26 protein-coding genes are annotated in these 25,139 nt (G+C 53.5%); 11 read left to right on the top strand and 15 right to left on the bottom strand.

Annotated elements, in window-relative coordinates; translation table 11 throughout:
* Positions 1-48: 48 nt before the first annotated feature.
* Positions 49-561, bottom strand: coding sequence for a L,D-transpeptidase family protein (locus ACP9M6_RS02845; RefSeq protein ID WP_427453260.1), 513 nt, complete (start codon positions 559-561; stop codon positions 49-51).
* A 100-nt stretch (positions 562-661) separates the two neighbouring features.
* Here ACP9M6_RS02845 and ACP9M6_RS02840 point away from each other — a divergent pair, with 100 nt between their 5' ends.
* Genes ACP9M6_RS02840 through ACP9M6_RS02830 form a run of 3 tightly spaced genes read left to right on the top strand, consistent with a single transcriptional unit; the run spans position 662 to position 3,042 of the window.
* A complete protein-coding gene (locus tag ACP9M6_RS02840; protein WP_427453258.1) occupies positions 662-1,369 on the top strand; it encodes a response regulator transcription factor in 708 nt (235 codons plus the stop codon).
* Positions 1,366-2,385 (top strand): cupin-like domain-containing protein, encoded by a 1,020-nt coding sequence (locus ACP9M6_RS02835; protein ID WP_427453256.1) that lies wholly within the window; start codon positions 1,366-1,368, stop codon positions 2,383-2,385. The genes ACP9M6_RS02840 and ACP9M6_RS02835 overlap by 4 nt, the downstream gene beginning before the upstream one ends.
* Before the next feature lie 18 nt (positions 2,386-2,403).
* Positions 2,404-3,042 (top strand): lysoplasmalogenase, encoded by a 639-nt coding sequence (locus ACP9M6_RS02830; protein WP_427453254.1) that lies wholly within the window; start codon positions 2,404-2,406, stop codon positions 3,040-3,042.
* On the opposite strand, the gene ACP9M6_RS02825 is transcribed toward ACP9M6_RS02830, so the two are convergent.
* The 3 genes from ACP9M6_RS02825 to ACP9M6_RS02815 all read right to left on the bottom strand — a co-directional run bounded on the left by ACP9M6_RS02825 (position 3,025) and on the right by ACP9M6_RS02815 (position 5,644).
* Positions 3,025-3,855: an exodeoxyribonuclease III gene (locus ACP9M6_RS02825; protein ID WP_427453252.1), complete on the bottom strand. Its 831-nt coding sequence runs from the start codon at positions 3,853-3,855 to the stop codon at positions 3,025-3,027. The two genes, ACP9M6_RS02830 and ACP9M6_RS02825, sit on opposite strands and share 18 nt — an antisense overlap.
* A gap of 41 nt (positions 3,856-3,896) precedes the next feature.
* A complete protein-coding gene (locus tag ACP9M6_RS02820; protein ID WP_427453250.1) occupies positions 3,897-4,565 on the bottom strand; it encodes a LolA family protein in 669 nt (222 codons plus the stop codon).
* A gap of 86 nt (positions 4,566-4,651) precedes the next feature.
* Positions 4,652-5,644 (bottom strand): adenosine kinase, encoded by a 993-nt coding sequence (locus ACP9M6_RS02815; RefSeq protein ID WP_427453248.1) that lies wholly within the window; start codon positions 5,642-5,644, stop codon positions 4,652-4,654.
* Positions 5,645-5,708: 64 nt separating this feature from the next.
* Between ACP9M6_RS02815 and ACP9M6_RS02810 the strand changes: the two genes are divergently transcribed.
* Entirely contained in the window at positions 5,709-6,620 is a 912-nt protein-coding gene (locus ACP9M6_RS02810) for an ATP-grasp domain-containing protein (protein ID WP_427453246.1), read from the top strand.
* 38 nt (positions 6,621-6,658) lie between these two features.
* Entirely contained in the window at positions 6,659-7,552 is an 894-nt protein-coding gene (locus ACP9M6_RS02805; RefSeq protein ID WP_427453244.1) for a phytanoyl-CoA dioxygenase family protein, read from the top strand.
* On the opposite strand, the gene ACP9M6_RS02800 is transcribed toward ACP9M6_RS02805, so the two are convergent.
* Positions 7,524-8,384, bottom strand: coding sequence for a DMT family transporter (locus ACP9M6_RS02800; RefSeq protein WP_427453242.1), 861 nt, complete (start codon positions 8,382-8,384; stop codon positions 7,524-7,526). The two genes, ACP9M6_RS02805 and ACP9M6_RS02800, sit on opposite strands and share 29 nt — an antisense overlap.
* 803 nt (positions 8,385-9,187) lie before the next feature.
* Here ACP9M6_RS02800 and ACP9M6_RS02795 point away from each other — a divergent pair.
* Positions 9,188-10,453, top strand: coding sequence for a hypothetical protein (locus tag ACP9M6_RS02795; protein WP_427453240.1), 1,266 nt, complete (start codon positions 9,188-9,190; stop codon positions 10,451-10,453).
* Here ACP9M6_RS02795 and nth read toward each other — a convergent pair.
* Positions 10,450-11,133 carry an endonuclease III gene (gene nth / locus ACP9M6_RS02790; RefSeq protein WP_427453238.1) on the bottom strand — a complete coding sequence of 228 codons (684 nt, stop codon included), beginning with the start codon at positions 11,131-11,133 and terminating at the stop codon, positions 10,450-10,452. The genes ACP9M6_RS02795 and nth overlap by 4 nt on opposite strands.
* Positions 11,134-11,676: an NADPH-dependent FMN reductase gene (locus tag ACP9M6_RS02785; protein WP_427453236.1), complete on the bottom strand. Its 543-nt coding sequence runs from the start codon at positions 11,674-11,676 to the stop codon at positions 11,134-11,136.
* 152 nt (positions 11,677-11,828) lie between these two features.
* Here ACP9M6_RS02785 and ACP9M6_RS02780 point away from each other — a divergent pair, with 152 nt between their 5' ends.
* Positions 11,829-12,332, top strand: coding sequence for a hypothetical protein (locus tag ACP9M6_RS02780; protein WP_427453234.1), 504 nt, complete (start codon positions 11,829-11,831; stop codon positions 12,330-12,332).
* Here ACP9M6_RS02780 and ACP9M6_RS02775 read toward each other — a convergent pair.
* The 6 genes from ACP9M6_RS02775 to ACP9M6_RS02750 form a co-directional block, all read right to left on the bottom strand.
* On the bottom strand, positions 12,329-14,296 hold the full coding sequence (locus ACP9M6_RS02775; RefSeq protein ID WP_427453232.1) for a tetratricopeptide repeat protein: 1,968 nt from the start codon (positions 14,294-14,296) through the stop codon (positions 12,329-12,331). The two genes, ACP9M6_RS02780 and ACP9M6_RS02775, sit on opposite strands and share 4 nt — an antisense overlap.
* Before the next feature lie 83 nt (positions 14,297-14,379).
* Positions 14,380-15,186, bottom strand: a complete 807-nt coding sequence (gene dapB / locus ACP9M6_RS02770; protein ID WP_427453231.1) for a 4-hydroxy-tetrahydrodipicolinate reductase — start codon at positions 15,184-15,186, stop codon at positions 14,380-14,382.
* A gap of 26 nt (positions 15,187-15,212) precedes the next feature.
* Entirely contained in the window at positions 15,213-15,716 is a 504-nt protein-coding gene (locus ACP9M6_RS02765; protein WP_427453229.1) for an invasion associated locus B family protein, read from the bottom strand.
* Positions 15,717-15,779: 63 nt separating this feature from the next.
* Positions 15,780-17,144 (bottom strand): MFS transporter, encoded by a 1,365-nt coding sequence (locus ACP9M6_RS02760; protein ID WP_427453227.1) that lies wholly within the window; start codon positions 17,142-17,144, stop codon positions 15,780-15,782.
* 9 nt (positions 17,145-17,153) lie between these two features.
* On the bottom strand, positions 17,154-17,969 hold the full coding sequence (locus tag ACP9M6_RS02755; protein WP_427453226.1) for a lysophospholipid acyltransferase family protein: 816 nt from the start codon (positions 17,967-17,969) through the stop codon (positions 17,154-17,156).
* Positions 17,969-18,559 (bottom strand): TetR/AcrR family transcriptional regulator, encoded by a 591-nt coding sequence (locus ACP9M6_RS02750; protein ID WP_427453224.1) that lies wholly within the window; start codon positions 18,557-18,559, stop codon positions 17,969-17,971. Before ACP9M6_RS02750 ends, ACP9M6_RS02755 begins: the two co-directional genes overlap by 1 nt.
* 287 nt (positions 18,560-18,846) lie before the next feature.
* On the opposite strand from ACP9M6_RS02750, the gene ACP9M6_RS02745 reads away from it, so the two are divergent.
* Positions 18,847-19,632, top strand: coding sequence for an SDR family NAD(P)-dependent oxidoreductase (locus ACP9M6_RS02745; RefSeq protein ID WP_427453223.1), 786 nt, complete (start codon positions 18,847-18,849; stop codon positions 19,630-19,632).
* Positions 19,633-19,700: 68 nt separating this feature from the next.
* Here the strand turns inward: ACP9M6_RS02745 and ACP9M6_RS02740 are convergent, their stop codons facing one another.
* The gene (locus ACP9M6_RS02740; RefSeq protein ID WP_427453222.1) at positions 19,701-19,850 is read right to left on the bottom strand and encodes a hypothetical protein; all 150 of its coding nucleotides are present in this window, start codon (positions 19,848-19,850) and stop codon (positions 19,701-19,703) included.
* A 150-nt stretch (positions 19,851-20,000) separates the two neighbouring features.
* On the opposite strand from ACP9M6_RS02740, the gene ACP9M6_RS02735 reads away from it, so the two are divergent.
* Genes ACP9M6_RS02735 through ACP9M6_RS02725 form a run of 3 tightly spaced genes read left to right on the top strand, consistent with a single transcriptional unit; the run spans position 20,001 to position 23,821 of the window.
* Entirely contained in the window at positions 20,001-21,239 is a 1,239-nt protein-coding gene (locus tag ACP9M6_RS02735; protein ID WP_427453221.1) for a DUF917 domain-containing protein, read from the top strand.
* Positions 21,240-21,290: 51 nt separating this feature from the next.
* The gene (locus ACP9M6_RS02730) at positions 21,291-22,187 is read left to right on the top strand and encodes a hypothetical protein (RefSeq protein ID WP_427453219.1); all 897 of its coding nucleotides are present in this window, start codon (positions 21,291-21,293) and stop codon (positions 22,185-22,187) included.
* Entirely contained in the window at positions 22,184-23,821 is a 1,638-nt protein-coding gene (locus tag ACP9M6_RS02725) for a WG repeat-containing protein (RefSeq protein WP_427453217.1), read from the top strand. The genes ACP9M6_RS02730 and ACP9M6_RS02725 overlap by 4 nt, the downstream gene beginning before the upstream one ends.
* A gap of 7 nt (positions 23,822-23,828) precedes the next feature.
* Here ACP9M6_RS02725 and ACP9M6_RS02720 read toward each other — a convergent pair whose 3' ends face one another.
* Positions 23,829-25,118 carry a mechanosensitive ion channel family protein gene (locus ACP9M6_RS02720; RefSeq protein WP_427453216.1) on the bottom strand — a complete coding sequence of 430 codons (1,290 nt, stop codon included), beginning with the start codon at positions 25,116-25,118 and terminating at the stop codon, positions 23,829-23,831.
* Positions 25,119-25,139: the final 21 nt, after the last annotated feature.

Raw genomic sequence — 25,139 nt, 5'->3', positions numbered from 1 at the left:
GGTGTGCTACGGACCTGAAGATGACAACAGCCTGTCCGACGTCTTACACTATTGAGAGATATGGACTGTCTGATCCATATGTAATTCAGGCAGCAACTTCACCATCTCCTCCGGGGCGAGCGCGATGCACCCTAACGTCTTCCGGTCATCGGGTTGGGCGATGTGGATGAAGACGGCGCTGCCCAGACCCGCGACGGGTGGGCTGTCATTATGGCTCATGACAAGGAGGATGTCATAAGCCCCGTCTTCCCGCCAGAGCGCTTCATGGCTGGCGGGGTAGGGCCGGCGGATGAAGCGGTTATAGGCGGGGTCGGTCTGGGCGTCGCACCACCCGTCATCTTGGCGTAAAGGCCGGAACGTCAGAGGCGATTTCGGTTTGGGCAAGCGGTCCGCGCGGTAGAGCCCGAACCGCAGGCGGTAATGCCCCAGCGGTGTTTTCGCATCGCCCTCACGCCCCGCCGCGCCGTCTATAAAACCGGATTTCCCAATCCGACATGGGAGATGGAGCGGGCCACACCGTAATAAACCCGCGTCACACGCAATTTTTATCGCTTCACTCATGGTCGGGTCGCATTTTTGTGATGCATTCTCATCAATCCGTCATTAGCTTGTGAGCGAGCACATCTCTATGTGCGCCCAAACGCATTGAAGGAATATTATCATGGCTGTCAAGAAACGGGTTCTCCTGGTCGATGACGACAATACACTCCGCGAAGAATTGGTCGCGCAATTCGCGATGTATGACGAGTTCGAAACGCATGATGTCTCGACGGGGACCGAAGGATTGGAAGCGGCCAAGTCCCAGACATTCGATATGATTATCCTCGATGTCGACATGCCTGATATGCAAGGCACAGAGGTCGCCAAACTGATCCGCGCGGCGGGCGTGGCGACACCGATTGTCATGCTGACGGGCAATACGGGCGATGCGGATCAAATCCTCGGTCTCGACTCCGGTGCTAATGATTATGTGACCAAGCCCTTTCGCTTTGGCGTCCTGCTGGCCCGCTTGCGCGCCCATCTGCGGTCCTTTGAACAATCTGAAGATGCCGTGTTTCAGGTCGGACCTTACAGCTTCAAACCCGCCGCGAAGAAACTCACCCCACCGGAAGACCCCGCCGGTCGTCCCGTGCGCGATATCCGCCTAACGGAAAAAGAAACGAATATTCTGAAATATCTCTACCGCGCAGGCGGCAAAGCCGTGAAACGCGAAGAACTTCTCGAAGAAGTCTGGGGTTATAATTCCGGCGTCACAACACACACGCTGGAAACCCATGTTTATCGCCTGCGTCAGAAGATCGAACCACAAAAGGGCGAGGCGATATTATTATTGACGCAACCCGGTGGATATTCTCTAGCCCTGGGGTGAGCTCAAAACTTCGAGATATTGACGCGGTCACCCGCAACCAATTTGAATCTGATATTTTAACGGGTGGAGAGCCGGTCGTCTTGCGAGGCCTCGTCTCGGACTGGCCGGGTATCGTCTCGGACGCCTCAACGCTTTTCGCTGCATTAAAGTCTTACGATAACGGTATGCCCCAAGGTACATTGCTGGGCGGCTCCGGCGTGAAAGGGCAATTTAACTACGCGCCAAATTTACGCGGTCAGAACTACACGCAAGTCAGCGAGACGGTCAGTGTGGCGTTAGACCGATTGCTCTCAAGCGATCATCCGGATGGTGCCTATATTCAATCCATCCCGCTGGATAAACATATGCCGCGTTTTGTGGCGGACCATCCGATGCCGCTCCTGCCCGAGTCCGTGACGCCGCGTGCCTGGATTGGCACGCCCACCACGGTGCAAACGCATTTCGATCAATCCCACAATATTGCCTGTGTCCTGCTGGGTGAGCGGGTCGTGACACTCTTCCCGCCAGATCAATTGCCGGGCCTCTATCCCGGTCCGCTGGAAACCGCGCCGGGTGGAGCTGTCGTCAGTTTGACGGATTTAGACGCGCCTGATTTTGAAAAACATCCAAAGTTTGAAGAGGCGTTAAAGCATAAACAGACCGTCACTCTACAGGCAGGCGACGCCCTCTACATTCCCTATGGCTGGTGGCATCATATTCGCGCCACGGCACCGCTCAATATGCTCGTCAATTATTGGTTCATGCCGCTGACCCCACGTCTGGAAACGCCATATGCGGCGATGGCGCTGGCCATGCTCTGTTTTGACCGGATGGACGATAAGGCCCGCGCCGTCTGGTCCGGCTTGTTCGACCATTTCGTCTTCCGAAAAAACGGAGACCCCATGGGTCACGTCAATGATGACGTCAGGGGGTTCCTCGGCGGTAATCCCGAAGGACAAGAGGGGAATGCAATTTTCGAAATCCTCGGAAGCCTCGCCCCGCTCGTGGGGTTGAAGCTTCCACCGATCAAAAAATAGTCGCGGCGGGTGGAAGGCATGATCTGGGCCATCTGTATTTATGTCGTCTTGGTGACCGGCCTCTTGCTGTCGGAACTCTTGAGCAATTTACGGGCGCAAAGAATTTTCAAACCTTTGGCGGCCTTGGGTTTTATCGGTCTGGCTCTGTACGCGGGCGCATTGGACACACTCTATGGACAGATCATATTGTCGGGTCTTGTGGTTTGTGCCTTCGGCGATGTCTTGCTTTTATCTCGCAAATCGAGCCAATTATTTTTGGCTGGTATGGGGGCATTCGCGCTGGGGCATTTTGCCTATCTAACCGCCTTTATGACACAACAAACGGGTGTCTATTCGACAGTTTATTTGGTGGTCTCTATGATTGGGATTGGCGGAGCTGTGGGGTTTTATGCTTGGCTAAAACCGAAACTTCCACGCGGCATGGCCATACCTGTCGGCATTTATACAGGCATTATCATCCTTATGGTCATAAGATCATTCGGTCTGCCCATGAATGGGCCTATGATTTTTGCCCCGATTGCCGCGGTTCTGTTCGCAGTTTCAGATATGTTCGTCGCAAGAGACAGGTTTGTTACGCCGAGCCCGAAAAACGCATGGGCTATCACCCCGTTATATTTCGGGGCGCAAGCGTTGTTTGCGTTAAGCACTCAAATCTAAAATCTGCGTCATAGGAACATGGTCGGATGGCTTTTCGGCCCAAGTCCGGCAGGGCACGTGGATCTCGTGACCGTTCGGCCCCATCGCTTCGACACAGGGTTTCAGCGCGGGGCTGACCCAGATATGGTCGAGCCGTCGTCCCTTATTTGATTTCATCACATCGCGCGCCCGGTAGGACCACCAACTATAAAGTTTCTCCGCATCATCCGCGAAGAGGCGGGAGGTGTCAGTGAAGTCATGCGTTTTGCGCAGTGTTTCCAATATACCAACTTCCAGCGGCGTATGGCTGACAACTTTCAGGAGTTGTTTATGGCTCCAGACATCATTTTCATGCGGGGCAATATTGAAATCTCCGACGAGGATTTGTTGGGCGTCGCCCTGTGCAAACCGTTCCGTGAAATAGGTCCGCATATTCTCCAAAAAGTCGAGCTTATGCGCGAATTTATCATTCACTTTCGGGTCGGCGACATCGCCGCCGGCCGGAATGTAAAAATTATGAAATTCGAAATCGTGATCGCCTGCAATGACTTTGGTGGAAACATGCCGCGCATGATCCAGCGGGCAGAAACTGGTGGGCAAGCGCTCTATCGGCAATTTTGAAACTGTCGCCGCGCCGTGATAACCCTTCTGGCCTTTTACCTCGATAAACTCATATCCGATCTCGCGAAAAGGCTCATAGGGAAACTGTTCCTCCACACATTTAATTTCCTGCAGGCCGAGTACATCCGGCTGTTCCTGTTCGAGGAAACGAATGACCTGATCAATCCGCAGACGGACCGAGTTAATATTCCACGTGGCGACTTTGACTTTCATCCGCGCTCTGTAAGGGACAGCGCACAGGATGTCACCCGCTTCTATCGACGACGATCCCGACGATCACTGTCCTCGCGTAGGATAAACAGGCGTGGGTCGAGACGGCCATTATATTGCAGGTTCGAGAGGATGACGCGCGTGTTTCCACCAAAGGCATCAGAGATTATCCATTCGCGAAGGGCAAGGGTTTCTGCGTCAAAGACGAGGGTGATCGCACCGTCCAGCTCGCCTGACCCATCACGGGCTGTGACACGCCAGATGCCGTCGAATTTTTGCAGGGCAACGATTTCCGTATCTTCGGCCAGATTGACGTTTTCTTTCAGAAAATAATTGAGCGGTGTAGCAGAGAGCGGGATGCGGTCAAAGGTTTCCAATTGGCGGTCATTCTGCACCATCGTCACACCGTCAGAGACGATGAGTAGCGGGTTCGGGTCTGCATATTCAAACCGGACTTTACCGGGACGTTGCAGCCAGATTTGACCATTGGACGAACTGCCATCCGGTGCGATCTGTGTAAAATTACCCTGAAATGTCGTCGTCGCATTTAAGGACGCATCAATCCGCGCCAAGTCTGCCAATACTGTCGTCGGCGACGTAAAAGGCGCAACCGCTTGCGGCGCAGCGGTTAGCGGCTGCCCCGTTTGTGCGGAGGCCGTCGCGAAAAGCGCGGATGTCGCCAAGAGGGCGGGGAGTAGAATATGTTTCATCATGGGAACGGCCATAGCGGAATTTGCTTTAACCGCATCTGAACATAACGCTCAGATTAATTACAAAGCGGTCATCTGCGTCCCGTTTTCTATCCATGTGCCGCGATATCGTGAATCTTTGTTTCCGGCCGTGCGCCGTAATGCTGAATGACTTCGGCGGCGGCGAGGCTGCCGAGATAGCCTGCATCCGGCCAATCCAGCCCCATGGCGCGTCCGGCCAAAACACCTGCCGCATATTGATCGCCCGCGCCCGTTGTGTCGACGATTTTTGAAATCGGCGCGGCGGGGACGTGATAGCGGCGCTCTGATGTTTGAATGATGGAGCCTTTATCCCCGCGCGTGACACATACAACCGGGCGCATGCCGGCCAGCGCGTCAAGGGCTGTGTCCAAACGGTCTGTTTCAAACAGGGCGAGTAACTCTTCCTCATTCGCAAAGAGGAGGTCTGTTTGATGTTCCGCCAATTGACGGAAACCTGCGCGGTGGCGTCCGACGCAAAAACTGTCTGAGAGGGTCAGCGCAACTTGTCCGCCCGTCGCCTGAGCGATCTCTGCGGCTTTGACATAGGCGGCTTTTTGCGCGTCTGAGTCAAAGAGATAACCTTCGAGATAAATCATCTCAGCCCGTGCAATCTCTTCGCGGCGGATATCATCCACGCCGAAATCTGTATTCGCGCCGAGGAACGTGTTCATCGTCCGCTGCCCATCCGATGTGACCGCGATCATAGAGCGGGCCGAGGCTGTGCCGGACGACGTTGGTGTTGTGTTAAACCAGACACCCGCGTCACGATAACCCGCCGCCAAACGCTCGCCCACACCGTCGCGCCCAATCTTCCCGATATAGCCGGAGTGCACGCCGAGTTCCGCAATGCCAACAACCGTATTGGCCGCGGACCCACCCGCAATTTCCATCAGGTCAGAGGAGGCTTTCAACGCTGTGTTCAACATCAGCGCGCGCGGCTCATCAATCAGGTTCATGGACCCGGGCGCCATCTCATGTTCCGTCAGGAATTCATCTGGGACGGGCGCAATAATATCCATGATGGCATTCCCAATGCCGAGAATGTCGATGTCTTTAGTCATAATGGTAGGCCGTTCGTCTATTCGTTTGCGTCCGCGCCTCTAACGCAATATCTGGATCAACACTATGAAGAAAATCGCTCTCCTTATTTCTGATAACCTCCTGCCCGATTTTGAAAATGGGCGTGAGGACCGATTTGAACTGCTCGAAGAAGTTGGGAAGCTCAAACCCGCTCTCGCCGCGCAAGGCATGGAACTTGTTGAGGTGCGGTGGCGTGAGATTGCGGATAGGGCGGCAGAATTCGCAGCCATCCTTCCGCTCATGGTCTGGGATTATTTCGAAGGGAATGAAGACGCCTTTCTTTCTGCGATTGCAAAAGCGGAAGCTGTCACACCTGTCTTTAATAGCTTCGACACATTGAAATGGAATTCCGACAAATCCTATCTGGATGAGTTGGAAGCGCGCGGCGCCCCCGTCATCCGAACGACTGCTGTAGAGCGCGTGACAAAGACGAACGTGGCTCGCGCGTTCGAGGAATTGGACACCAATACGCTCGTGATTAAACCGACGGTCGGCGGCGGGGCGTGGCGGCAAGTGCTCTATAAACAAGGTGATCCGTTTCCTGACGCATCGGAATTGCCGCCAGAAGCGGCGCTCCTCCAAGCCTTCCTGCCGAGTGTGAAGGAGGAGGGTGAATATTCCTTCCTCTATTTCGGTGGACGGTTCAGCCATGCGGTTCGCAAGACGCCGAAAGCGGGCGATTACCGGATCCAATCGATCTATGGCGGGCTTGAGCAAACCTATGTTCCAACAGGAGCGGAGCGTGAAACCGCGCGGGCCGTGCTCGACACATTGGATGAGTTGCCGCTCTATGCGCGAGTGGATTTGCTGCGCGGGCGTGACGGTCAATTGAAACTGATCGAGTTGGAAATGATCGAGCCCTATCTCTACCTTCCCCATGCAAAAGGTGAGGGCGGGGAGAATGAGGGCGCACAGAAATTTGCGGCGGCGCTGAAAGCCCGTTTGGACAAGCCCTGACTGGACAGGCCCAACTGTTCGCGTCTACTCTAACGGCCATGCGCGCAACTCTGAAACATGTTTCCACCGATACTCCGGTCTCTGAGATCATGGAGATTATTAATAGCGATGGCGGTGTAATTATTGACGCCATTCTAAGCCCCGAGGAGGTGCAGGTTTTCGCGGATGAACTCGCGCCGCTTCTTGACAAGGCGGCTGCTGGACAAGACAGCTTTTCCGGCTTTTCGACGACCCGTGTCGGGGCGCTAATCGCGCGGTCCTCCATCTGCCGCAAGATAGCGACCAACACACAACTCCTCGAGATTGCCGATGCTATGCTCGGCCCGTTCTCTCCGACCGTGCAGCTCTCCCTGACACAGGCCGTCAATATTGCGCAGGGTGAGGGTGCGCAGATCTTGCATCGCGACCGTGGGCTCTGGGGCGGACACATTCCCCGGCGGATTGAAACACAGCTCGGTACGATGATCGCCGTGACAGATTTCACCCATGAAAATGGCGCCACCCGCGTCGTCCTTGGCAGCGCAACATGGGACGCCAAACGTCAGCCCGAGCCGCATGAAATCGCGAGTGCCGAGATGAAGGCGGGCTCCATCCTCGTCTATAACGGCACGGTCATTCATGGCGGCGGGCCGAACGCGACTAATATTCCGCGCCTCGGCGTGCTGCTCCATTATACGCTCGGTTGGTTGCGCCAGCAGGAAAACATGTACCTCTCCTGCCCGCCCGAGATCGCCAAAACTTTCACCCCCAAACTCCGGCGCTTGCTGGGCTATACTCAAGGCTCGCCTGTCATGGGGTTTTATTCCGACCCTTATAATAGCGGTACGGAAACGGCCTCACCTGAAACCCTCTTTGGCGACGTGGTGAGTGCGGTGGGTCAACGCGCGAGCGGCGAAGACGTGGTTAGTCGGACGACTGGGAAGAAAACTTAATCGTCGCCAACCCAACACCGATCAGCACGACGGCGCAAGATAGGGCGAAAGACAGCGTCACAGGCTCCAAGATAAATATCGCGCCGCCAACAGCTGCAATGACGGGGACAGACAATTGTGAGACCGATGCCGTTGTCACGCTTAAATCCCGCAACACATGATACCACAAGGCATAGCCTAAACCCGATGTCACGGTGCCGGATAAGATCGCGAGACCAATACCCGAAATTCCGGGCGCGGCTTCAGGCGAAATAAATAAAATGAGCGGCGTCATGATAATTAATAAAATTCCCGCCCGTGCAAAATTCCCCGCCGTCCGCGCGACCGGATCGCCAGCCCCTTTACCCAAAACGGAATAGAGTCCCCAACCAAACCCTGATGCGGCCATTAACAGCGCGCCGATAGGCGAGGGCGCATTCAGTCCGGGCGAGAGAAGGTAAATCAATCCCCCAAAAGCCAGCGCGAGCCCAATCCATTGCACGGCCCGCATCCGCTCTCCGCGTTGAAAGGCGACCGCCAGCATTGTCAATTGAACGCTCGCAAATAAGAGTAAGGCCCCTGTTCCCGTGTCGAGCAAGAGATAGGCAAAGGAGAAGAAGACGCCGTAAGCACAAAGCGCGAGAGCGGCCATCCATCGTCCCGCCACCCACCCGGCTTTCGGGCGCGCGAGCAAAAGCAAAATCATCGCGCCGGACACAAAGCGCAGCAGTGAAAATGTCCAAGGCCCAATGTCACCCCCACTCAACGCCAAACGCGCAATCACGGAGTTTCCCGCAAAGGCGATCAGGACGAAGAGGCTGAAAAAGGCGAGGCGCATAGGGGGAGGTAACATGTTTGACGGGAAAAGAGACGTCACAATTTTGATAGAAAGCGATAGAGTTGACGCCACCCTCCTATGTCACCCCGACACCAATGGATGCGGGGTCTGTCGTTTATAAACGCAGGCTTAAGGGTACAGCCGACAGGTCCCGCATCTCCACTGCGTTACGTGCGGGATGACAGGCGGTGGGAACCGCAGGTTTTGTAAACCTCGCCGCCTTCTAGCGCCTGTATCTTTTAGTGTGCCCGTTTATTTTAGTTAAAAAAACGGGATGTCCGCGTGGGTATTCAGGGTTCTGGTCGCAAACCAGGGTTAAAGCTAAGTTTTCGAACCCCAACGGGCCCACGCGGCGGCGCCTTTTCGCACTAACGGCCGAACCATTCAGTCGGGGAACGATCAGCTCTCGTTAGGCCACCCAAGCAACCGGGACATTACGCCCTTCGCTCCAATGACAAGCACCGCTTCTTTCCGATTAAGCCAATGTGCACCTGACCGCCCTGTGAAAGAAGACAGGCTAAAGATTACACAACTCTCAGGGGGTGTGGACGCAGTTTTTGAAATAAATCTCAATCCTCGTCTTCTCCGTTCACCCCAGCGAAAGCTGGGGTCCAGAGCGTCAATCAGATATCGGTGCTCAACTCACTGAAATCACAACCAACTCTGGATTCCAGCTTTCGCTGGAATGGACGGAAATTGAGAAGAGAAATTTCTTGCCAATCCACGCTTTCAAAAACGGCATAACCGAGGATTAAGTTTAAAGTGTTGCAAAATTATAAGAAATACACTTTGAAGGTGTGTGTCTTTAGAGGGAAATCATGGCGGAACCAATCAATCAAGGCTTTAAGCCAACTCTGTTTCCAATGATGTCTTCAGGAGAAGACCAAGCAACTTCAATATTCTTTGGGATGATGTGTCTTGTCTTACCACTGCGTGACACATTGTTGAGAACCATATCTCGTTCCGCATACAAATCGGGTAATGACTTTTCTGCATTTCTTCATCCGTCATTCGGCGGAAAGTATTCGAAGAAAGACGTTCCAGATGGCGTCATACATTTGGAGCAAAAAGAGAATTGGAGCGCATTGGTCGAAGTTAAAATAAAAAAACAAGATCTTTCAAATATACAACTCGACAACTATTTGCAGCGTGTGAAAGAGTCCAACATGGACGCCTTGATCACAATATCTAATGAACTGTGCGCGAAACCTGACCGGCCTCCATTACGGCTGAAGAGCTCTAATAAAAACTTTCGTAAGATTCCTCATTACCATTGGTCTTGGCAATTTATACGGTTTCAAGTGAAAAAGCTTTTAAACAGTGATGATGGCTTAACAGAAATTGAACGGGAGCTACTAAGCCAGTTTTTAAATTTCCTCGAGCATCCAAAATCGGGTGTAGCCGGCTTTACGTCAATGCCAAAGGATTGGAAAAAGCTGGTGGATAAGTTGCGGGAAGGCGGAAAGCCTGACCAAGACATGTTAGAAGATTCTGTAAGTGGCTGGTTTCAAGAAACAGCAGAGTTGGCCCTCATTCTTTCTGGCGAACTCGGCGTTGAAGTGGAAGAAATGGCTATCCTCGACTCTGTCGAGCGAAGACGCGAAGATGCAGTCAATCGTTTGGCAGAGACAGGCGATCTTGTAGCAGACTTTAGAATTGAAAGCTGCAAATCACCTTTAAATGTAAAATTAGATGTCGATCGTCGGTGTGTTCAATTTTCGGTAACGCATGATGTACCAACATCAGCAAAAACACCATTTGTTCAGGTTCAGCATTTTTTGAGAAGATTTCACCAAGAAGATGAACGGGACCAATGGGGTGCACATGAGGATGTTAGAGTATTTTGTCGCTGGCCCCGTGCGAAAGACAAAACGGATATGACGCTGTTTGATGCGATACAGCACTCAATAGATGATGAGATGAAGAACTCCCCCTTAATACGTCAAGACAAAGATAAAATCATGGATATAGATCTGTGTTATACGCCTTCGAAAGTGTCATCAAAGATTTCAAGCCGAAACCAAGTTATCACGCTCTTGGAAGAAGAAGCCGTATTTTTTGCTAGAAATTATCTCCCCACCTAAGGCGCATGGGTCTTCTTCGTAAACCTGCAAATATCTTGAATACCGCAGGCATAACATTCCGGGGTTCTGGCTTTACAGACATATCGTCCGTGGAGCAGGACCCAGTGATGGCCGCCCTTTAAATATTCTTCCGGTGTGACGCGGAGGAGATTTAATTCGACCTCCAGCGGGTCTTTGCCGGGGGCCATGCCTGTGCGGTTGGAGACGCGGAATATATGCGTGTCGACCGCCATTGTGTGTTGGCCGAAGACTTCATTCAGGACCACATTAGCCGTCTTGCGCCCGACCCCGGGGAGGCGGATTAACTCTTCGCGCGTCTGCGGGACTTCACTGTTGAAATCATCAATCAGCATTTGCGAGAGCTTGATGACGTTCTTCGCCTTGTTTCGGTAAAGGCCGATGGTTTTGATATAATCGCGGACTGTGTCTTCGCCCAGTGCGACCATTTTCTCGGGCGTATCCGCGATGAGGAACAGGTCTTTTGTCGCCTTATTCACGCCGATATCTGTGGCTTGTGCGGAGAGGGCTACCGCGACGACGAGCGTGTAGGGATTAACGTAATCCAGCTCTGTCTCCGGCGCGGGGCGCTCTAGCGACAGGCGGCGGTAAATCTCCGCGATCTGCGCCCGATTGAGTTTCGGGCGCGGCAGGTTCTTATAAAGTTTTTCTTTTGTCGCCATCTATTTGGAAATATTCGCCAGCATGTCTTTCATCATCTTATCCGCGAGGGAGGAAGACGGCTCCGCAATTAATTCATCATCCCCGTCAAAGGCGACACTCGCATTGCCGACGCCGACCTGGAACGGACTCACATGGCAACCGACGCGCATCAGGATGTAATTCACCTGTCGCATACACATGATGCCGCTCATCGGGCCGGGCGTGCAGGACGCAATGCCCCAGTAATTTTCCTTGAAATGTGTCGTGTCATGGGTCGATGTCCAATCAATCGCGTTTTTCAAGAGTGGCGGCAGGCCGCCATTATATTCAGGGCTGATAACGACAACACCGTCACAGACTGCGAGGTCTTTGCAGAGCGTTTTCACGGCTTCCGGCATGTCGAGATCGCCATTGTAAAGCGGCAGGTCATATTTGCCGAGATCGGCCACAAAGCATTCCGCGCCGGCCTTTTCAAACCGGCTGATCAGGGCCCGTTGCAGACGTTGATTGATAGAGCCTTCGCGGATGGATCCACAAAGAAAGGCAATTTTTGGAGCGGTCATATCTCGGCTTTCAAAGTCAGGCTGAATATCTCGGCCTCTCTTGTGGGACAGGCCTAATGGGGTAGATACGGCTTTGCAACGGTTAGGGGGCAAAGTCAGGCCATACAGGACTGTGACTTGTAATCTTCGCTCCTAATCGTAATATTATAACTATGAAAAGTTTTGACGGTATTTCCTTTTGGTGGGCGCTTATTGGCGGCGCTGTGCTCGCGCTGATATTGGGTGTGAGAAGCTGGTTGTCTTACCGCCAAGTCCGGGCGGATGCTAAAGACGATTATAGCTATAAGACGCAGCACGGTATGATACCGGTCGGGCTGAGCCAAACGGAGTATGAGGCGATTTACGAACGCGTGCATGCGCCGCGCGCGCAGTTGCATATGTTTATCGGCCTTGTCGCCATTCTCATCGCGACACCGATTGCGATGCTGATTTTAGAACAGGGCCTGAACCTGATTTATAACTTGTCGGGACAGAGCCGCGTGATTGAGCCGGGCTTTCTGGTCTGGCAGTTTTTTATTTTTTTCGGCTTGCTCTTCACCTGGGTTGGCATCGCCTATCTCGTGGCGCGTCGCTACCACAGCCAAACACCGGGCAGCCTGCAATTCGAGATCGACCAACATCTCTATGCCGGAACGGATTATGGTGAGCGCTTCTAGCTCTTCGTGTCTATGGCCAGCCAGCGCGGGTGATCCTGTAGCCTGTCATAGGCGGGGTCCTGTTCCAAAACGCGCAGGATATGCGGTCCGGTGAGGCCGACGAGTTTTTCAATAAAATCAAAAGCGCGCTCTGTTTCGCCAATCCGGATCAGCGCAATCGCGATATCCGCATAGGCGGAAATGCCCGCAATCGCATCCTCGCTCGCGCGGTCGCCATAGCTCTCCGCCAAGGTCAGAACCTGCTCCCGCTCATCCAACCAAGCGGCCACGAGAATGAAGCGCGAATAGGCGGGGTTCTCCCAATTCACCTCCGGGTCGTAATAGGCGCGGAGCGAGGCTTTTAATTGCGCAATATCTTCCGCGGGCCTTTCCAAAATACCGGAAACATTTAATTCTGCGAGTATCCTGTCCCGGGTCGTTGCCGCTGTGGGGACGGGCCATGACTCCAGGGCCGCCCGGACAGTGTTCGGGTCACGCGTCGCGAGGGCATAATTGACCATGTCATAGGGCAGAAATTCTGCGAGCGGCTGAAAGCGCAGCCAGGCCTGTTCACTCCGCCCGCCAAATTGCGCAATGGCGGCGCCAAAGGCCGCGCCTTGCAAACTGTCAGGATCCATCGCGCGGGCTTTATCCATCAGGTTTTCAGCCTGGCTGTCCTGTCCCATCAACGCATAGGTCAGGGCCAGTTCCGGCACGAGATAATAGGAGAGCGGGTCAAGACGCCGGGCCTTTTCCAATCCATTGGCGGCCGTTTCAAAATCGCCCAGACTGCGCGTGATAAAAGCTTTCCCGGCCAGCGCGTCGACATTTCCGGGCGCAACCGTGAGGGCCCTATCAAACGCGGCATCGGCCGCCCGCAAATCACCTTCGCCCCAATATTTATAAAAGGCATCCCAGATGAGTGTATCCGGTAAGTTCGCCCCAAATATTTTTGCGCGGTCAAGGGCCGCCTGCGCAGCTTCGCGTTCAACAGGTTGCCGCCCGTGCAGACGATAGAGCGCGAGACGGGCTTTCGCCTTCCCGGCCCAGCTTTCCGCATATGTGGGGTCCAGTGCGAGGGCCTTCTCGTAAAGCCGTATAGCGGCGCGGAGATCATCTTCTTTCTGTTCGCCTGGCTGGTTGAGAAGTTGGGCCTGAATATAAAGCTCATAGGCGTCGACATTTTCTGTTGGACGCGCCGCTCGTTCGCCCTCCAGCAAGACACCTTCCAATGATCCCGCAATAACGCGCGTAATCTCGGCCTGAATATCGAATATATTTTCCGCGCTCAGGGGGCGGTCATAACTTTCTGCCCAAATCTGACGATCATTTCCGCCGTCAATTAATTGCACGGAGATACGAACGCGCTCACCGGACCGCTGAACGGCCCCTTCGAGGACGGTACCGACGCCCAGCTCTGTCGCAATATCGGGAACGCGTTTATCCGTGTCGCGATACCCCATGACGGATGTCCGGGAAATCACGTCCAATCCCGTAACGCGGGACAGCGCGGTCAGGAGTTCATCATGAATGCCGTCCGCAAAGAACGCATCAGAAACAGCTTCGCTTCTATTTTCAAACGGTAACACGGCGAGGGATTTGCCGCTTGTCGTCACCACGAGTGTGGGGGCAGCGCGGTCCGGTTTTACGCGATCAAAAATAAGGATGCCCGCGACCAGCAACAGTCCAACAAAAATTGCGATATCAAGACGCTTGCCCGTGGTTTCCGCAATCGAATCGTCTTTTGAGACAATTTCAGTGCGCTTAAAACCTTCGGGCGTGAGCTCAAAGGCCCAAGCCAAGATTGCGACAATAGGCAGGCCCATCATGGCCAGAGAAATCACAAAGGCGTCGAACCAATCCGGCAGGTTCATCACGCTTTCCAGCGTAAAGGCCGTCTGCACGAGAAACCACGCCGCCACGACATAGGCACCGCAAACACGGAACACGTTCCGCCGCCGAAGTTCAGCAAAAATTTTAATCATGGCGTTGCCCCACTCTTGATCCTCTGACTATCATGTGAGGCGGTAGGAGTCTCTAAAAAGCCTCTCAACCCTAGCGGGCTATATTAAAAGCCGAGAACGTCCCGCATATTGTAAAGGCCCTTGGGTTTTCCATGTGTCCAAAGCGCAGCATCCACCGCGCCGCGGGCAAAGACAGATCGGTCAAAAGCGTCATGCCCCAATGTGATCATTTCCAGGTGGGAGGCCAGTCGCACTTCATGTCGCCCCACAACACCGCCGCCGCGGAGAGTCGCAAAGCCGATTTCGTCATCTTGACGCTCACCCGTGACGCCTTCGCGGGAGAGGACAGCGGCGTCTTCAAAGGCGAGCCCGCGCCCCTTGGCGGAAGCTTCGCCGAGTAGGAGGGCCGTGCCGGACGGCGCATCAACCTTGTAACGGTGGTGCATTTCCAGAATTTCAATATCCCAGCCCGTGCCGAGCTTTTCCGTCGCGATTTCCACAAGTGCGGCGAGGGCCGTCACGCCGGGAGAGAAATTGCCGGACCTGAGAAGCGCAATGCTTTCCGAGGCGGCTTCCAACGCGTTGTTTTCTGTCTCGGTAAATCCTGTCGTCCCGGAAACCATGGCCTTACAGCGATGGTTATGCATGGCCAGCGCCGTATCAATGGAGGCTTTCGGCGCGGAGAAGTCAATCAGGACATCGCATTGATCAAGTGCGGTCGAAAGGTCAGAGCCGAGTTTGACGCCCAGTGTCCCGACGCCTGCCAAAGCTCCGGCATCCTGTCCGATAGCGTCAGAGGCGGGCGCGGTCAGGGCCGCTGTCAGCCGCGCGCGTGGCACTTGCGCCATGGCCCTGATAACGGCCACACCCATGCGGCCATCCGCGCCTAATATTCCGATATCAACAGTCATGGCGGGGCTTTAACCCGCAGACAGGTTTAGGCGCAAGCGGCTTTGGCCGACCGCAGCGCGGCCGTGACGCCCTTGAGTGAGAACTGATAGCTCGTGTTTGTGCCGCGCTCGGAGACGGCAGAGACGGTCATGGTCGCACCCGCCCGCATTTTAGAGACGAGCTTTTTCTCATCAGCCCGGGAATCGACAAAGGCGTCCCGCGCGGCGGCATACATGTTCAGGGAGGTCGACCCCACGCGGGCTTTCGGGGCGCGGGTCGTTTTGAGATTATAGCCTGCGAGGAAGGAGGGTTGCTCAATGGCCGTCCCGTTCTTCCAATTGGACACCATAAAATAGACATCGCCGTGATTGACATTGCTGGGCGATTCCGTCTTGGCCTTTGTCAGGGCAAAACAGACTTTATCGGACCCGGCCCCGCGTGTGTAAACGGACCAATCACCATGCGTTTTATTCAGCTTTGGCGTTGAGGCCTGCGCCGTCACGGGGGCAGCCAAGGTGAGGGCGAGCGGGAGAAGGAAGAGTGCTTTCATAATGGAACCATAGTGCGGCAAACGTTATTAATCGCGGGTTAAATACAGTGTCGCGCCACTCGATTATTTGTCCTTAATATAGGCTTTTGTTTGTCGGGTCAGATGAAATGTGCGGTAGAGTGCATAGGCGGAGACACAGGCACTGCCGATCACAATCATCAGGAACGGCGCCTTGGGCGGCATGGCGAGCGCCGCCATCCCGATCAGGCCGAATGTCAACACATTCACGGCCGTATTATAAAGCACAGAGCCCGCGCTCATGAGCTGCGCGCGGATGCGCGGATGGGCGCGGCGCTGGGCCATGGCCTGTAAGGGTACGACGAACATACCGTTAAAGATGGACGACGCTGCCACCGCGCCTAAAAATGCGGGCGTGTTTGGGTGAGAGAGAAAGTCTTGATAGGTGCCTTTCCCGATCTCTCCGTCAAAAACGGGAATTGGAAGGAGGTAGATCAGCAGCGCTGAAATCGTCACGCCCACAATACCAAGTGTGACGAGGCGAATGGCTTCCGGCCCCCAGATCTTCCAATTTCCTACAATCATGGTCAGGATAGATCCAATGAAGATCGCAATGGTCGAGCTGGCCATGATGAGCATGAAAACGGTCGCATCATACCCCATGACCCGCGCGATGAAATTTGGGAAAGCGGTGAGGAAGATTGTCGATAACCCGTAAAACCAGGCGATGCCCAACCAAGGTCGCAGGACCTCGGGGTGTTCAAAAATTTTCTTCACGACGTTCCAGATCGCCGTGACGGGATTATAATCGACTTTTAAATTGGGGTTGGGCGCCGCTGCGGGGGGGCAGGCTTCTGCAGCTAACCAGCCTATGATTGCCAAGCCGAATAAAAGGGCCGCCAGAATCATGGGCTGTGTTGTGGCTAATAATGTGCCGATAATTGTACCCAATAAAAGGATCGCGAATTGGGTGCCTGAGAGCAGCGCATTGCCGCGGATGAGCTCGTCACTGTCCAGCCATTGCGGCATGACCGCATTTTTCGTGGGCGCGAAAAACGCCGATTGCGTGCCCATCATGGCCAAGGTGATTGCGAGGATTGTGATATTTTGCAGTAGAAAGCCCAAACCTGCGAGCAGCATGATGAGAACTTCTGCACGTTTGATCCAACGGAAGATGATGCCGCGATCGATCTTATCCGCGATTTGTCCGGCAATCGCGCAAAATATTAGGAAGGGGCCCGTGAATATCAGCGACGCGACGGGGACTTTTATGGCTTCCGGCAGGCCCGGTAAAAACTCAAAGGCCGGGTTAATGAGCGCCACATAGGTGATCAGTGCGATAAGCGCGTTTTTCAGCGCATTGTCGTTAAACGTGCCGGCTTCGAACAAAATATAAAGCGGCGCGAAGCGGCGGGAGAGCAGGAGCGGGCGGCGTTTTGTTTCAACCGCCATGAGTTTCGTTTTTGACATGATCTTCGCCTATCCCGCTTCCGCTTCAGCGTCTACGTTTTCTCTGGCCAGTCTCTTGGCCTCCGCAACGTGGTTTTCGCGAAGCTGTCCAATATCGTCCGGGTTCAACGCGCCGAGATCATCAAGTTCTAACAGCGCAATCGAACGGCTCTCAATCCGGTCCTGGAGGAGGTTCATAAAATCATCTTTTTCCATGCCGGGTGGGATCGGTTCCAGAAATTCAACCGTGGCCTTGCCCGGATATTTTTTCCAATCTGTCTGGTTCCAGCGCTGGCCCAGCGTATTGGCGACGGGGACGACGGGACAATCGAAATCCTGTTGCAAGTGCCAAATGCCTTTGCGGTATTTATGGTGGGTTCCGATCTGGCTCAGGTGACCTTCCGGAAAAATGAGGAGACGGCGGCCTTCGCGTTTCACCCGCGCGGCCTCGCGCTCCATCTTTTTCTGGCTGTCAGAGCCCCCGCAATTGTCAATTATAACGGCGTTCATTTTCGTCAGGATACGTTTCAGACCCCAGACCTTTTCCAGATGATCGCCCGTGACGAAAGACAGGTCTTTGAACTGTGAGAAGATAACAAACCCATCGCCGTAAGATTGGTGTTTTGCTGCGATGATAACGGGGCCATCCTGCGGGATATTCTCCCGACCCAACACCTGAATGTTCATCCCGCCAATATGCTTCATGCCCCAGACCATCACCTTTGTATAACGCCGTAGCGCCGCCATCAGCGCGCCGCGCCCGGGAATGAAGGAAAAGAGGAGGCAGGAGATGACATAAATAAATGTCACGCTGTAAGAGAAGATATTGAAAATTAAGGATCGCATCACGCATCCTCCAAAACGGCCATCACAGCCCGCTCAAAATTCGGAATATAATCAGATAAGGGTCCGGCCAGAACGCCCGCGACTTTTGACTGCGCCGTTTGCAGCACAACACCCAGCGCCATCGAGGCCAGGATTTCCGGCGGCAGACTATTCGGCAGTCGGCCCGCACCCTGATTGAACGCGACGAGGTCTGCTGCCGCCTTTAATGGGCTATCATCCGTCAAGTTCGGGAAACGGTGCATATAGAGTAGGTGATAGGCGAAAAGCGCCCAATCCTCATCGGCCAGCGCCGCATAATCGCGCACAATATCGGATACGGCGGCGTCCAAGCTTTGATCCGCATGTTTGCGCACAAGGTCTGTCAGGCGCGTGTGAATTGCGAGCATGAGGGTCCGCGCAAGATCATCTTTGGATTTGAAATGGCGGTAGAGCAGACCTTCACTCACGCCGGCCAGCGCCGCGAGTGATTTGGTCGAGACGCCTTCAATCGATTTCTCAATGAACAAGGTCAGGGCCGCGCGTTCAATCCGGGCCTTGGCCGTACCGGGCGCGGCCGTGACGCCGCGCTCATCGCTGATAATCTCTCGCATTTGGGACATACCTTTGCCGGACGGTTGGGTGTAGCTTCATCCAGCGTGTAAGTGATTAATCACATATAGTCAAATCTATATTTAAACTCAGTTTGTCAAATCGATTTCGCTCGAAGCTTCAGCCGAAAAGAAATGGAACACCTCGAGTGCAATATGTGAGTAATCACTCTATACTCGCTCTGGCACGTTTATTGCCGCGCTATTCAGGAAATACGCTTGATATCGGTGGATGAAATCGGCACGTCATACCGCAAGATCAAAAACGAACTCCACAACGAGGCCTCCCCATGAAACTCTCCAACTCAATCTCAGCTATTGTCACAGGCGGGGCATCCGGTCTCGGTGAGGCGACAGCTCGCGCATTGGCCGCCAAAGGCGTCAATGTCGGTATTTTCGATATGAATGAAGAGCGTGGCGAGTTGGTTGCGAAGGAAATCGGCGGAACATTTGCCAAGGTCAATGTCTCAAACGAGCCCAGCGTTGATGCGGGTTTTAGTTTCGTCCGCGCCGCAAATGGCACGGAACGCATTCTCATCAATTGCGCAGGCATCGGCCTTGGCATGAAAACAGCCAGCCGCAAACGCGATACGGGCGAAATCGTCGCCCATGATGTCGCCGCCTATAAACGTGTCATCGACATCAACCTGTTCGGCAGCTTTCTCTGCGCCTCAAAATCCGCCGCCGCGATGATGGCCCTGGAACCAACTGACCCGGACGGGGAGCGCGGTGTTATCATCAACACAGCTTCTGTCGCCGCGCAAGACGGTCAGATTGGGCAGCTCGCCTATGCTGCGTCCAAAGGCGGCATCCTGTCTATGGCGCTTCCCATGGCACGGGATTTGGGGCGTGAAGGCATCCGTGTAAACACAATCCTACCCGGCTTTTACGAAACCCCGATTTATGAGCAGATGAAACCGGAAGTGAAAGAAAGCCTTCGTGCCCATGTTCAATTCCCCAACCGTTTCGGACAACCGCATGAGTTCGGTGAAGTCGCGCTCTTTATGTGTGAGCACGCCTATATAAACGGTGAATATATCCGCACAGACGCCGGTGCGCGCATGCCACCACGATGAAATACGTTTGTACGGCCCTTCTACTCGCTGTCGCATCTATCTTTATTGGCTGTGGCAGCAGTCCGCGTTCAAAACCAATTGATCCAAAATAACAAAACGGCCGTTACCTGGCGGCCTGTGAGGTTGGGGGCGGAGCGGCCTGTTTCGCGCTGGGCAAAAATATTGCTATTGGCAGTGAGGCTCATAAATATTTTGTGGCGGGCTGCGAGGCGGGTCATATGAGATCCTGCGAGATACAGGACCAGTTGATCAATGATGCGGCCGATGCCTTGGTCCGATCCATATACGGAGATGAGTAAGCCCGTTATATAATTTGATGCTTGCCGAAACGCTGCGCTCCCCTTAGCCGTTTATTGAGGGAGAACGTTATGATTATACGTCGACAATTCATTGCGGGCTTGGCCGTCGCGACCGGAACTTTGGCCGCCTGCCAACCCAGCTCCACTGCACAATCGTCTGAGAAAAAAACAAGCAGAACAACAAGTCGGTCAGCCGGAACACGCCTAACGCAAGAGATGTTGGAAGATGCGCTGACTGGCAGTTCCTATCTCGGTTGCGGCGGGGGCGGTGGACTGCAAGAGGCGCGAGATTTAATTGCCGGCGACCTCGCCTCAGGACATATTTTCAAATCAATCACTGTGGATGAATTATCTGACACTGACCGTGTTGCCTGTCCTTATGGCCTGGGCAGTATTGCACCGGGAACGGAGATGTCCAAAACGCTCGACGCGCTGGATGACCGTATAGACGAACCCGTCCAAGCGGCATTTGAGCTTCTTGAGCGTCACCTTGAAACAAAATTTTCCGGCGTCATTCTCGGTGAGATCGGTCCGCTGAGTTTGGCGGAAGGCCTCTCTATTGCAGCGCGCCTGGGTGTGCCGGCTTTGGATGCGGATACGGTTGGTCGTGCCACACCTGAAATCAATCAGCATTCCGTTCGCGTTGCGGGCTATCCCTTAACGCCGGCGGCGGGTGCTACGCAATTCGGGGATGAAGTTATTGTCGGCAAGCTGGGACAGCCGTCGCGCGGAGAGGATATTTTTCGAGCTCTGTCTGTTGCCAGCGGCATAATCGGCGTCGTCGACGCGCCGATTACCGGGGATATTGCAAAACGTAAGGGCACGCTCGTCACGGGGAGTTTAACGCTCGCGATGGATATAGGGCGCGCCGTAAGAGAGGCCAAAGCCGCCGGAATAGACCCAATTGAGGCGGCAAGGGTCGCAGGTGACGGCTATAAATTATTCGAAGGGCGCGTCGGAAGGTCAAACTGGGCCGATGGGGATGGATTTTTGGAAGGTGATGTGATTGTAGCGGGCACCGGGCCTTACGCGGGTCAATCCCTCCACCTCGATTACAAAAATGAGCACTTGGTCGCCAAGCGTAACGGCAAGACTATCGCAACCTGTCCCGACCTCATTACAATGATCGATAAAGCAACAGCCGACGGTATTAACAATCCTGATTTCATTGAGGGTCAAGAGGTTGCCATCCTCGGTTTCCGATGTGATCCCCTCTGGCGGACGGAGGCAGGCCTAGAGGTCTTTTCGCCCAGCTATTTTGGATATGATGAAGATTACGTGCCGATTGAAACGAGACTTGGAATCTAGGTCGAACTTGAATACCGATATTTCGTCAAACTTCGGGGAGGTTGGGTAGACATGTTGAAACTCTCAAAAAACTATAAGCGATGGGGTCTGGCCTTGGGCTTACCCGCGACCGCTTTTCTGCTCGTTGCCTGTGATGACGACCGTCTAGAAAGTTTTGCCAGTCTCTCTGTCGCCCCGATCTCGCAAACCGAAGCCGTCTATCCGTTGGATCTGACGCGCGAGAGTTATGAAGTTCACAATATTTCCGCGGATGTATTGAAGATGGCCTACCCGGAGGCGATGGCTGAGAGGCAAGACGTAATATCCAAATCTCATCGTCAGGTCCAATTTTTTGGGGCATCTGATCAGAACGAGGAGGATTTACCCTTAGAGATGACTCCCGATAATATGGCTTATGTCACAGCGCTCAGTGTCGGCTTTCCGGAGTTAATTACGTTACGCAATCTTGCTTCGATCGCAGAAGATTTCGACCAACTGCCGCCGGCCGAGTTTTACCCCGACCTTGACGAGGCGATGGAACTCAGCCGCCAGTCCCATTGTTATGATTTTGACGGCAAGGCGCTGGCCTTTGCCAATCTCTTTGCAAATTTATACCTTATGACCGTCACAACCGATGGCTGCGCCAAGGCGGGGACAGCCCAATCGCATAATGCTTATTTTGTCGAACTGAAAAATGACGCGCTTTACTCTTACTCCAAAAAAGACGGGACGGACATTCCAACTTTTACGGCATGGAAAACGGCCACGCAGCCCAATACAGCCCTGACCAACCCAGATGTTTATGCAGACTATTTCCGCGCACATGCCGACGATTTTGAACGGACGGATATTCCTGTCTATTGGAACGGAGAGGTATCAGAGCCGATGACAGTCGCGCATGGTTTCATCTCGAAACTGCAAAGTGCGAAAACCACTGACACATATTCTTTGGAAAGCCTGATCAAATGAGAAAGCCATTTGTCTCTCTTGCAGTTACCGGTTTGGTGGGATTAGGTGCATTGGCCCTCTCTGCCTGTACACCAACGGGACCGAAACTTGTTGACGCATATAGCGGCAATGACCTCTTCCCGTTTTGCGTCGGTGCGGGTCAGTGCGGCCTAATAACAGATGCGGGAGGTATCGCGCTTGCGCCGGAATATGACGCTGTCGTGCAAACCAAATTTATGGGTGATCCGATTGCGGGACGTCTTCTCGTGCAACAGAATGGAAAATTCGGCGTCACCAATGCCGGCGGGAAATATGATATTGCACCTGATTGGATCACGCTTTTTTATCATCCGGATGGTGATGTCTGGATCGGCCATGACGGTACGGGCTATCATATCATCAATGGCTCAGGACAGAACCGCGCGGCGCTGGATAGCAGGATTAAAGGCGTTCTGCCCGTTCCAGGGGCAGCAATCCTCGCCGTTCCCACGACATCCGATCAGAGTTGGATGGATGTGGAGGGCGAAACATTCGAGGCGGCTCCGGCATTTGACCTCTATCATACGACTATTCCGCTGACGAAAGTTGACCTGCCGGAGGAGACGTTTTTCGGTTTCTTCCCGACCGTTTTTTCTGATCTGATTTTCAAGGATGGAGATGAATTTGGTCTGGTCTCCGTGACAGGAGAGGAAAAACTGCGCATCGATATTCCGGCTGACACAGGGATTGAAGGCGCGATTGAGGAATTGATTGCGGCCGAAGCCTTTGAAAAAATACAGCATGTCATCGATAACGTTCGTTACAGATATAGAGCCGACCCCGTGGCTGAAAACCTGTTTCAGGTCGTCAAAGAGGACGGAACTCTTGCCTCCAGAACAAGTTTTAGTTCCATCAGTAAATTCAAGGAAGACCGCGCTGTTGCTTCGACACCGGACGGAACGGGCGTCATTTCGAAACAGTTTAAATTCATAGTCCCGCCAAGCTATGATATGGTCGAACTGGACGCGGATGGACGCGCCAGATTCAAGTCGGGGACACAGGTCGGTGTTATTGATAGATCCGGTAAGGAAATTTTCTCGACGTCGGAATGTGATAAGATCACCTATCAGAACAATTTGATGGTGATCTGCCAGAATTTTAGAAAAACAGAAAAATACGGCCTGCTCGACTATGACGGCGAGAGCCTTCTGAAATTCGTCTATCCGGGATTGGAAATGTTTGAAACAAAATCCGGACAGGTCACGATCCTGAAAACGCAAGCCAATGGAAAATACGGCCTCCTATCCACATTGGGACAAACGGTTCTGGAGCAAAAGTATGACTTTATTAAAACTGTGGAGCTGGATGATGGTTTGATTTTTGAGGCCCGACAAGGTGAAGCCAAATTTCTCTTCGACAGTGACGGTAAAGCCATTCCCGTCAACTTAACGGATGTATCGACTGTTGATGTTGTCGCAAATTATATCGTGACCAAGCGTGAGGGCAAGTTTCAGTTCAATCGCACGGATGGCACTAAACTTCAGGTTCCAGAGATGGACAGTTATGATGTCATTATACGGGAAGGCGAGCCTTACATACTGTTGAGTTTTAAAGGGCAGGAATATGTTATGACTCCGGAGGGCGATATGCTGGGATATAGCTCGCCCGATCAATGATATCGCCCTACTTCGTATGAACCACACGCTGCGGGAACGGTATTTCTACACCATTATCGCGCAGTGTTCGCCAGACGATAAAGTTCACATCGCTCGTGAATTTATTCGGGCCGTCATCGACTCCTTCACACCAAAACTCAATCGCCATATTGACGCCGTTTTCACCAAAGCTGCGGAACTCAAGGTCCGGCATTTCAGGCTCTCGTAGAACTTGCGGGTGCTTCAGAACTTCTGGGATGAGCATGTCTTCGAGCGCATCTAAATCGGTCGTATAAGAGACCATGAAGTGAACTTCATAACGCTGACGTGGGTCCTTATGGGTCCAGTTCTCATAAGCCTCTTCCGTGAACTTTGTGTTTGGCACCATAATGTCTTTGCCGTCCGTCGTTTCGACAACGGTGTTGCGCATATTGATAGCTTCGACGAAGCCTTCCTGCCCATCCGGTAGAACAACAAAGTCGCCGACGCGCACAGAGCGGTCAAATAAGATGATGAGGCCGGACACAAAATTCGCGGCGATGGGTTGAAGGCCAAAGCCAATGCCCAAGGCGACGGCCGAGAAGACAACGACTAACCCTGAAAGGGGAATCCCAGCTGCGCCCAGAACCAGAACTGTCAGGACCGCAAAGAGGATAATCTGGAACAGTTTGGCAACGATTTCCCGAACGCCGCTATCCAAGCTTTCTTGCCCGCGAATGGCAGCTTGCCCGCGTGTATTGGAAATTCCGCCCAGCCAGAAAAACAGTGCGCCAAAAATACCGAGCCGGATCAAGCTCATCAGCGTGATGTCCGCCTCACCCATTTTAAAGACAGTCGTCCCGCTGAGGAAGGCGGAGAGGTCATCGCCATAACCCAATACCATGATAAGACCGAGCGGTATGAGGGTCCAGGTCGCCAGCTTTTGGAATAACGGATCCGCCACAAATGTTTTGATCGCACGGTAAATCAGGAAAACGAGCGCTAAGCTCTGCGCCAGCTTCACGAGCCAGTCCTGCCCCAACATTGGGACGGCTTTCAAGATGGCGGCAAATATTGCCAGAAGGCCGACAAGCATGACGGCGCGCAGGAAATTCCCAGCCTTAAAAATGATCTGCCGCGCCGGCAGCAATTTGGCATCTTCCGCAGGCGCGTCCCGAAACAGGAAAATGCCTTTCCGGATAAACCTAGCCAGCAGAGGCGCGAGGATGAGAGCAGCAATGACTGCGCCAACCTGGGCCAGAAAAGCCGGGCTTTGCACCCAGATCAATACCTGTTCCAGCGCCTCGCGGAGGCGGGCTTCCATCACATCAGAATTCATTATAGCGGCCCTCTTTCTCTT

It is taken from the genome of Litorimonas sp. WD9-15 (assembly GCF_050271975.1).
Taxonomy (GTDB): domain Bacteria; phylum Pseudomonadota; class Alphaproteobacteria; order Caulobacterales; family Maricaulaceae; genus Litorimonas.
The sequence above is the reverse complement of the archived record's forward strand: the minus strand, read 5'-3'. Positions and strand labels throughout refer to the sequence as shown.